The organism is Phenylobacterium sp. (assembly GCF_044372605.1).
Lineage (GTDB): Bacteria > Pseudomonadota > Alphaproteobacteria > Caulobacterales > Caulobacteraceae > Phenylobacterium.
Genome location: NZ_JBILRO010000150.1, coordinates 1 through 8,572, shown reverse-complemented (window position 1 = coordinate 8,572; position 8,572 = coordinate 1). Strand labels below are relative to the sequence as shown.

The 8,572-nt window shown below is 66.8% G+C and carries 5 protein-coding genes and 1 tRNA gene; 2 read left to right on the top strand and 4 right to left on the bottom strand.

The window, feature by feature from the left end:
* The first annotated feature begins 201 nt into the window (after window positions 1-201).
* Window positions 202-288, top strand: a tRNA-Leu gene (locus ACIQ42_RS12380).
* 19 nt (window positions 289-307) lie between these two features.
* Here the strand turns inward: ACIQ42_RS12380 and scpA are convergent.
* Window positions 308-2,467: a methylmalonyl-CoA mutase gene (gene scpA / locus ACIQ42_RS12375; protein ID WP_397402420.1), complete on the bottom strand. Its 2,160-nt coding sequence runs from the start codon at window positions 2,465-2,467 to the stop codon at window positions 308-310.
* Complete coding sequence (locus ACIQ42_RS12370; RefSeq protein ID WP_397422498.1) at window positions 2,464-3,801, bottom strand: methylmalonyl-CoA mutase family protein; 1,338 nt, start codon at window positions 3,799-3,801, stop codon at window positions 2,464-2,466. The genes scpA and ACIQ42_RS12370 overlap by 4 nt, the downstream gene beginning before the upstream one ends.
* 132 nt (window positions 3,802-3,933) lie before the next feature.
* Here ACIQ42_RS12370 and ACIQ42_RS12365 point away from each other — a divergent pair, with 132 nt between their 5' ends.
* Complete coding sequence (locus ACIQ42_RS12365) at window positions 3,934-4,938, top strand: NAD(P)H-dependent flavin oxidoreductase (protein ID WP_397422496.1); 1,005 nt, start codon at window positions 3,934-3,936, stop codon at window positions 4,936-4,938.
* 3 nt (window positions 4,939-4,941) lie between these two features.
* Here the strand turns inward: ACIQ42_RS12365 and ACIQ42_RS12360 are convergent, their stop codons facing one another.
* Complete coding sequence (locus tag ACIQ42_RS12360; RefSeq protein WP_397422495.1) at window positions 4,942-7,548, bottom strand: M1 family metallopeptidase; 2,607 nt, start codon at window positions 7,546-7,548, stop codon at window positions 4,942-4,944.
* 65 nt (window positions 7,549-7,613) lie between these two features.
* The coding region (locus ACIQ42_RS12355) for an MFS transporter (protein ID WP_397422494.1) at window positions 7,614-8,572 on the bottom strand (959 nt) is incomplete at its 5' end.

The following is an 8,572-nucleotide window of genomic DNA, read 5'->3' as shown; positions in this document are numbered from 1 at the left end:
CAGGGGCCGCCGGAAGGCTGAGAACTGACGCGAGCAGAATGGCGATTTTTGCTGACCGAACCATGGGTGTCCTCCTGGGCTTTGTCTTCATCATGCGCCGATGCGGGCGCCGGGGCCAAGTGACGGATTGTGAGCTCGCGCTGACGTCATCGGCAACGCCGCTTGAACTCCCCGCCCGTGGCGGCCTATCTGCTGCAACGCGCGGGCGTGGCGGAATCGGTAGACGCAGCGGACTTAAAATCCGTTTTCGGCAACGAAGTGTCGGTTCAAGTCCGACCGCCCGCACCAGAAGGCCGGATCCTCAGGATCAGCGCCCTGCCGTTTCCTGAGCGTAGCCCAGTTGTTCGTTCAGCCGGTCCAGTACGGTGATCGCGGCCTCCGGGATCACGGTCCCGGGCGTGAAGATCGCGGCAACACCCATGTCCTCCAGCGCCTTGAAATCCTCCGGCGGGATGACGCCGCCGACAAATACCAGGATGTCTGGGCGTCCCAGGCGGGCCAGTTCGGATTTCAGTTCCGGCACCAGAGTCAGGTGTCCAGCGGCGAGCGAGCTGGCGCCGACCGCGTGAACCCCGGCTTCGACGGCCTCTACCGCCGCTTCGGCGGGGGTCTGGAACAGGTCGCCGATCTCCACGTCAAAGCCCAGGTCGCCGAAGCCGGACGCGATCACCTTCTGACCCCGGTCGTGACCGTCCTGGCCCATCTTGGCCACCATCAGGCGGGGCTTGCGGCCGTCGGCCTGTTCAAAGGCCGCAGCCATGGCGCGGGCGCGGTCTGAAGCGGGGGTCGCGCCAGCTTCGCGCAAGTAGACACCCTTGACGGCGTCGGCTGTGGCCTTGTGGCGGTTGAACACCTTTTCCAGGGCGAACGAGATCTCGCCAACCGTAGCCATGGCCCGTGCGGCATTGACCGAGAGTTCCAGCAGGTTGCCGTCGCCGGCCGCGCCGGCGGTCAGCGCATCCAGAGCGGCGGCCACAGCTTCCGGGTCGCGGTCGCGTTTCAGGCGTTTCAGCTTTTCAAGCTGGGCGTTGCGGACGGCGGTGTTGTCGACCTTCATCACGGGGATGTCGTCGGCCACGTCAGGCCGGTATCGATTCACGCCCACGACGGATTGCTGCCCGGAATCGATCCGGGCCTGGGTGCGGGCGGAGGCTTCCTCGATCCGGCGTTTCGGCAGGCCGTTCTCGATTGCCTTTGCCATCCCGCCCAGCGCCTCGACCTCGGCGATGTGGGTGAGCGCCCGCTCGGCCAGATCGGCAGTCAGGCGCTCGACATAGAAGCTGCCGCCCCAGGGGTCGACGACCCGGTTCTGGCCGCTCTCCAGTTGCAGGAAGAGCTGGGTGTTGCGGCTGATCCGGGCGGAAAAGTCCGTCGGCAGGGCCAGGGCTTCGTCCAGCGAGTTGGTGTGCAGGCTCTGGGTCTGGCCGCCGACGGCCGCCATGGCCTCGACGGTGGTGCGGGCGACATTGTTGTAGACGTCCTGGGCGGCCAGGCTCCAGCCGCTGGTCTGGGTGTGGGCTCGCAGCGAGAGGGAGCGCGCATCCTTCGGGTCGAACTCGGCCTTCATCAGCTTCGCCCACAGCAGGCGCGCGGCGCGCTGCTTGGCGATCTCCATGAAGGCGTTCATGCCGGCGTTCCAGAAGAACGAAAGCCGGGGGGCGAACTGGTCCACAGTCATGCCCGCCGCGACGCCCGCACGGACATAGTCGATGCCGTCGGCCAGGGTGTAGGCCAGTTCCAGGTCCAGCGTCGCGCCGGCTTCCTGCATGTGATAGCCGCTGATCGAGATCGAGTTGAAGCGCGGCATTTCGCGGGCCGTATAGGCGAAGATGTCGGACACAATCCGCATCGAGGGGCCGGGCGGATAGATGTAGGTGTTCCGGGTCAGGAACTCCTTCAGGATGTCGTTCTGGATGGTGCCCGAGAGCTTCTCGTGCGGCACGCCCTGTTCTTCCGCCGCCACGATGTAGAGCGCCAGGATCGGCAGCACGGCGCCGTTCATGGTCATCGACACGCTCATCTTGTCGAGCGGGATGCCGTCGAACAGGGTGCGCATGTCGAGGATGCTGTCGATGGCTACGCCAGCCATGCCCACGTCGCCCGCCACGCGGGGGTGGTCTGAGTCATACCCCCTGTGGGTGGCCAGATCGAAGGCGATCGACAGTCCCATCTGGCCCGCCGCCAGGTTGCGCCGATAGAAGGCGTTGCTGTCCTCCGCGGTGGAGAATCCGGCGTACTGGCGGATCGTCCAGGGGTTGGTGGCGTACATGGTGGGGTAGGGGCCGCGCACGAACGGCGCCAGTCCCGGATAGCCGCCCATGGCTGCCAGGCCGGTGATGTCAGCCGCGGCATAGGCGGGGCGGACGGCAATACCCTCCGGGGTATTCCAGGCATCGGCCTCCGGCGGTGAGGTCGGCGTGACAGGACCCTCGAACGGCAGGGTCGCGAAATCCGGGAACGCGCTCATGCCGCCACCTCATAGGCTTCGGACAATCGAATGGGTTTCAAGGGCGGGCACACGCTGTCTTCGCCGGGGAGGCGTGGCGAGGGTTGATCGGGGAAGGCACCGCCCGGTTCCACCTCGACCCGCGCGGCGACCGCCGCCGCTACGTCCCGGGCGATCAGACCGGAGGTCAGGGCGGAGACAAGCCCGCCGGCGGCCTCAATGGCCTGCAGGCGCGTCCAGGCGGCCCGGGCGATCTGATCGGTGAGCGTCTCGATGTAGCCGGAGCCGGCGGCAGGGTCGGTGACCTTGCCGATATGGGCCTCTTCCATCAGCACCAGCTGAGCGTTGCGGCTTTGTCGCCGGGCGAGGGTAGTGGGCAGCCCCAGGGCGTCGGAATAGGTCCCGAGCACCACAGCGTCCGCACCGCCGACCGCCGCGCCGAACCCGGCAACCGTCAGACGGATCATGTTGGTCCAGGCGTCCTGCGCCGTCAGCATGCGGCGCGATGACCGCGCCTCGATCCGCGCCAGAGGGTCAGCGCCGGAGGCGGTGGCGATCCGGGCGAACACGACGCGTGCGGCGCGAACCTTGGCAATGCCCACGAAATAGTCTGCATCCGCTGACAGACCCAGCGTGACGCGTGCGAAGGCCTCGGCGATCGTAAGGCCCGCGCCGACCAGGGCCCTGGCGTAGTCGATGGCGGCCGCTGCAGCGAAGGCGACCTCGAGGGCCTCGCCGCCGCCGGCTTCATGGACCACGCGGCCCGAGGCCTGGAACAGGCTGGCTTGGGGGTAGGTCTGGACGAGGTCCGCAGCGACGGTCGCCGCAGTGGCCAGATGCGCGGCGACCGGCCCGGGGCTGGCGCCAGACCCGGCAAAGGCGCTGAGGGGGTCGAGGTTGAGGGCCAGCTTTGCGCCCGGCGAAGATCTGGCGACGGTGTGCAGGGCCAGAGCCGCCTGCGGACCCCGGAACCCGGCGTCCAGGCCGGTGGGAGCCAGTTCCAGAATCACGTCCTTGAGCGCGCGGGCGAGGGCATCAGGCGTGGCGTGGCCCTGAACGATGACGGAGGCCGCGCCGCCCTGCAGGTCCGCGAGCAGTTCAGCATTCGCCCTGGCCGGATCCGGGTGCGCCGACAGGGTCCGCACGTCCCAGGCCCGGCCAGCCTCGAACGGTCTGGGCGGAAAGCCCGCCGCCCGCTCCGACGCCGCATAGAGCGGCGAGATCGGCAGCCCCTCGACCGTCGCCTTCATCAGGCTCTCGAAGGGCTTGTCGCCCAGGGTTTTGGAGACCAGCGCGCGCCAGGCGGCCTCGTCGGCGGGCGGAAATCCGGGGTCGATTAACAGGGTGTCGGCCATGGGCGGAATTGCGCCCCGCGCGGGCCTGACGTCAAGTTCACCCAACGTGATCTCGCGGCTGAGCTACACTGTTGCGAAGCGCAAAAAGATATGCGTACAACGTAAATCTAACAACCGTTCGAGGATATGTCCATGGCTCTGCCCCCCGTCCTGCGTGACCGCCTGCGCCTGCCTGTCATCGGCAGCCCGCTGTTCATCATCTCGACGCCGGACCTGGTGATCGCCCAGTGCAAGGCCGGCATCGTCGGATCCTTCCCGGCGCTGAACGCGCGACCGGCCTCGCTGCTGGACGAATGGCTGCACCGTATCACCGAGGAACTGGCCGAGTGGGACCGCGATCATCCGGACACCCCGTCGGCGCCCTTTGCGGTGAACCACATCGTTCACAAGTCAAACGACCGCCTGGAGCACGACGTGGAGGTCTCCACCAAGTGGAAGGCGCCGATCATCATTACGTCGCTGGGCGCCCGCGAGGACGTGAACCAGGCGGCTCATTCCTACGGCGGCGTGGTGCTGCACGACGTGATCACCGACCGGTTCGCCCGCAAGGCCATCGAAAAGGGCGCCGACGGCCTGATCCCGGTGGCGGCCGGAGCGGGCGGCCATGCCGGTACGCTCTCGCCCTTCGCCATCGTTCACGCCCTGAGGGAGTGGTTCGACGGTCCGATCGCACTGTCCGGCGCCATCGCCAACGGCCATGCGGTGCTGGGCGCCCAGGCCATGGGCGCGGACCTTGCCTATATCGGCTCGGCCTTCATCGCGACCCAGGAAGCCAACGCGGTCCAGGGCTACAAGGACATGATCGTCGCCTCGAGCGGCGAGGACACCACCTATACCAACCTGTTCACCGGCGTTCACGGCAACTATCTGACGCCGTCGATCATTGCGGCGGGCATGGACCCCAACGATCTGCCCAAGTCCGACCCGTCAGCGATGAACTTCGGCTCCGGCGGCAATCAGAAGGCCAAGGCCTGGCGCGACATCTGGGGCTGCGGCCAGGGCATTGGCGCGGTCAAGAATATCCCGACCGTGGCCGAGATGGTTGGCCGGCTTTCCGACGAGTACGAGCGGGCCAAGGCGGAACTGGCGACGAAGACGTCCTTCACCGCCGGCCGGGTGCTGCAGGCGGCTGAGTAGGCGCTAGCCGCCGTTCGCCGCCAGCCACCGCTCCATCTCCGGCACCCGGTCCTTGATAAGGCCCAGCCGGAAGCGGATCGACGCCGCCGCCTTCTCGACCTCGCCGATGGACGAGGTCGGGATCGTGGGGGCGTAGGCCGCCAGCTTTGCCAGCGTCGCCGGATCGCGGGAGATGGTGGCCAGTTGCGGGAAGAATGGCGCGCGCTGGCCCGGCTCCAGAAGCGCTTCGATCTTCGCGCGATTGGCGATGGCGAAATCATAGGCCATCTCGGGGAAGGACCCGGCGACAGCGCCGATGATGGCCGGGGCCTCGGTCGGGCTGGGTTCGCCGCTGAGCGCCAGCTTCAGGGTCCGTGCGGCCAGCACCGGGTCCGAGCTGGCGCCGAGGTAGCTATAGAGCCGGGCGCGGTCGGTGATGTCCTTCGAGGCCTTGGCCTCCTGATGGATAGCTTCCCATATCTTCGCGTCGGCCGTCGAGGCCACGATGGACAGGACCGTGCGACGGCCTGCGCCGCGCAGAGTGGAGGGATCAGCCAGATACAGGTCGAACCGGCGACGGGCCTCGGCGATGGTGGCGGCGTCGCCCAGTTCGCCCAGGGTGGTCAGAACCGAACGGCGCAGGATGGCGTCGTTATCGGACTCGCCGGGCTTGGCGTCCCAGCCCAGCCGCGCGGCGATGGGGGCGGCGCGATTGATCGCAAAGGCGCGATAGGCGGCGCGGCCGGGGCGACCCTCGAACAGCCAGTCCAGCGCGGCCAGCTGATCGGACAGGGTCTGCAGCATGATCGGCTCGCCAGCCGCCGGCGCGTTCTTCGCCAGAGCCAGGAAGTCGCTCATGGGCACAACACCGATCTCGCCCAGCGCCCGGCTGTCGTACAGCAGGCCCAGCTGGTCGGCCGCCTTCAATCCGGCGAACCCCGGCGCCAGCCTGGCCCAGAGCTCGGGGGAATAGGCCGTTCGGAAGTAGCTGGTCTGGCCGGCGTTCACGACCACCGGGCCGGCGATCGGCGTCGCGACAGGCGAGGCGGCGCTGACAAGGCCCTGCCACTGGCCATTGGATCCGACGACGCTGACCGGCGTGCGCCAGGTGCGCGGCGTGCGCTGGCTGGCGTCGGCGCCGAAGCGTTCCTGGGTCATGACAATCCCGCCGCCCGTCGATTGAACCCGGATCATCGGCACCCCGGCCTGCAGGGTGAAGTCGTGCGCCGTGCCGGTGATCTTGCGGGGCGAGGCCTTGTCGAGCTCGACCCACAGGTCGTTGGAGACTGTGTTTCCGTAGGCGTACTTCTTGATGTAGCTGCGCACACCGGTCCGGAATGCCTCTTCGCCGACATAGGATTCCAGCATGCGGATGACCGCCTGGCCCTTCTGGTAGGTGATCGCGTCGAAGGCGGTGGCTGCCGCAAAGACATCCGGGATGTCGGTGATAACCGGATGGGTGCCGGCCCGGCTGTCCAGACGCATGGCGCCCTGCTGGCCGGCCTGGGTCGAGAGCCAGATGTTCCACTCGGGGTGGAAATGATCGGTGGCCTTGTTCTCCATCCACGAGGCGAAGCCTTCGTTCAGCCAGATATCATCCCACCACTCCATGGTGACCAGATTGCCGAACCACTGGTGGGCCAGCTCGTGGGCGATGACCGTGAAGACATTCTGCTTGTCGCTCTCGGTCGACAATTTGGGATCAATCAGGACGATATAGTCGAAGTAGAAGACGGCCCCCCAGTTCTCCATGGCGGCGAAGAACTGGCTCTGGCCAGGGCCCGCGATCATGTCCAGCTTGGGCAGGGGGTACGGGGTGTCGAAGTAGTCGTTGAAGTAGCCGAGCAGCTTGACGGCGGATTCCAGCGCGTAGCGGCCCTTTTCAGCGTCGCCCTTGCGGACCACGACGCCCACGTCAGTATCGCCAACCTTCTGACTGATGCGTTCGAACTCGCCCAGGGCGAAGAACAGCAGATAGGAGCTCATCTTCGGGCTGTCCTGGAAGCGGACGGTACGCTTTCCCGGGCTGCCGGCCACGTCGCTGGCCACGGGCATGTTGGAGACCGGCATCTGGCCTTCGGGGGCCACGACCGACAGGGCGAACACTGACTTGATCCCCGGCTCATCCCACATGGGCGCGAAACGGCGGCCATCGGAGTTCTGGAACTGGGTGAAGAGCGCGCGCTTCTGGGCGCCGTCCGAGCCCTCATAGTCGAGCGCGAACATTCCGGAGGCCTGCTGGTAGATCTTGCCCGTGTAGTCGATCGACAGGGTGTAGCGGCCAGGCGCCAGGGCCTGGGGGAATACGAACGCGACGGTTTCCTGTTTGGTGTCGGCGACAATGCGCGGCGTCGCCGACTGACCGCTCAGGGACGCCTTGCCAAGGGTGAGGTCGGCGGCATTGAGCACGATCCGGTCGGTGGCGCGCACCACCGTCAAGGCAATGTCGGCGCGGCCGGTGAAGCGCAGGTTGGCGGCGTCCGGCGTGATCGTGATGTCATAGCGATCGGGACGCACGTCTGTCGGCAGGACGATGCGCTGAGCTTTTGCAGCGGGCTTGGCGACCGGGGCGGCGAGGGCCGGAGATCCGAAGGCTAGCAGCGACGCGGCCAGGACAGCGAGAAACTTCATGCTCAGGGACTCGAAAAGCAGGGGCTGAAAGTGGCGCGCATCATAGAAGGGCGGCAAGCCCATGCCTAGCTGGGCTTTCTATCGTTCATTTCGTCGCCGGCGTCCCTGGGCAGCCAGTAGAACCAGAACATCGAGATCAGGGTGACTGCGCCGATCACGGCAAAGGCCGGCGAGACCACGGCGATGGTCAGGCGAGTCTCGCCTTCCAGACGCATCAGGAAGGTCAGCAGGCTGGCCGACAAGCCGATGCCGACAGACTGGACCAGTTGCTGGGCCATGGACGAGGTGGTGGCGGCCTTGCTCATCTGGTCCTGATCGATGTCGGCGTAGGCCATGCCATTCAGCGAAGTGAACTGCAGGGAACGGAAGAAGCCTCCGACTCCCAGAAGTACGGCAATCACCCAGTGCGGCCAGTCCGGGCGGAACAGCGAACAGGCCATGAAACTCAAGCCCACGATCACCGCATTGACCAGCAGCACAGTCCGGAATCCGAAGCGGCGCAGGATCGGCGGCGCGGCGGTCTTCATCAGCAGGGCGCCCAGCGCCGAGATGCAGGTCATGGTCCCTGCGGCAAGCGCTGACAGACCGAACGCCACCTGCAGCAGCATCGCCAGCAGGAACGGGTTGGCCCCCATCGAGACGCGCATGAAGGCGCCGCCCAGCACCGAGGCCGCGAAGGTGGGCTTCGAAAAGATCGACAGGTCAATGGCCGCGTGAGGGGTGCGTTTCGCATGCCAGCCATAGACCGCCAGCGAGGTCAGGCCGGCCGCGAACAGGCCCGTAATGGCCAGGGGCGAAATCGCATCGCGGCTGAGGTTCTCGAACCCGAAGATCAGGGCGGCAAGCCCCAGCCCCGTCAGCAGAATGCCCGGGATGTCCACCGGTGGCGCGTCGGTCTCGCGAACTTCCGGGATGAAACGCCATGAGAGGAACAGGCCTGTCACGGCGATGGGCAGGTTCATGAAGAAGATCCAGCGCCAGTCGGCAAAGGTAACGATGGCGCCGCCCAGTACGGGCCCGACTA

What these genes read in the sequence shown, in the direction of transcription:
- scpA (WP_397402420.1), bottom strand. Translation starts at nt 2,467, where the DNA reads ATGAGCGCGTTCCCGGATTTCGCGACCCTGCCGTTCGAGGGTCCTGTC.
- ACIQ42_RS12370 (WP_397422498.1), bottom strand. Translation starts at nt 3,801, where the DNA reads ATGGCCGACACCCTGTTAATCGACCCCGGATTTCCGCCCGCCGACGAG.
- ACIQ42_RS12365 (WP_397422496.1), top strand. Translation starts at nt 3,934, where the DNA reads ATGGCTCTGCCCCCCGTCCTGCGTGACCGCCTGCGCCTGCCTGTCATC.
- ACIQ42_RS12360 (WP_397422495.1), bottom strand. Translation starts at nt 7,548, where the DNA reads ATGAAGTTTCTCGCTGTCCTGGCCGCGTCGCTGCTAGCCTTCGGATCT.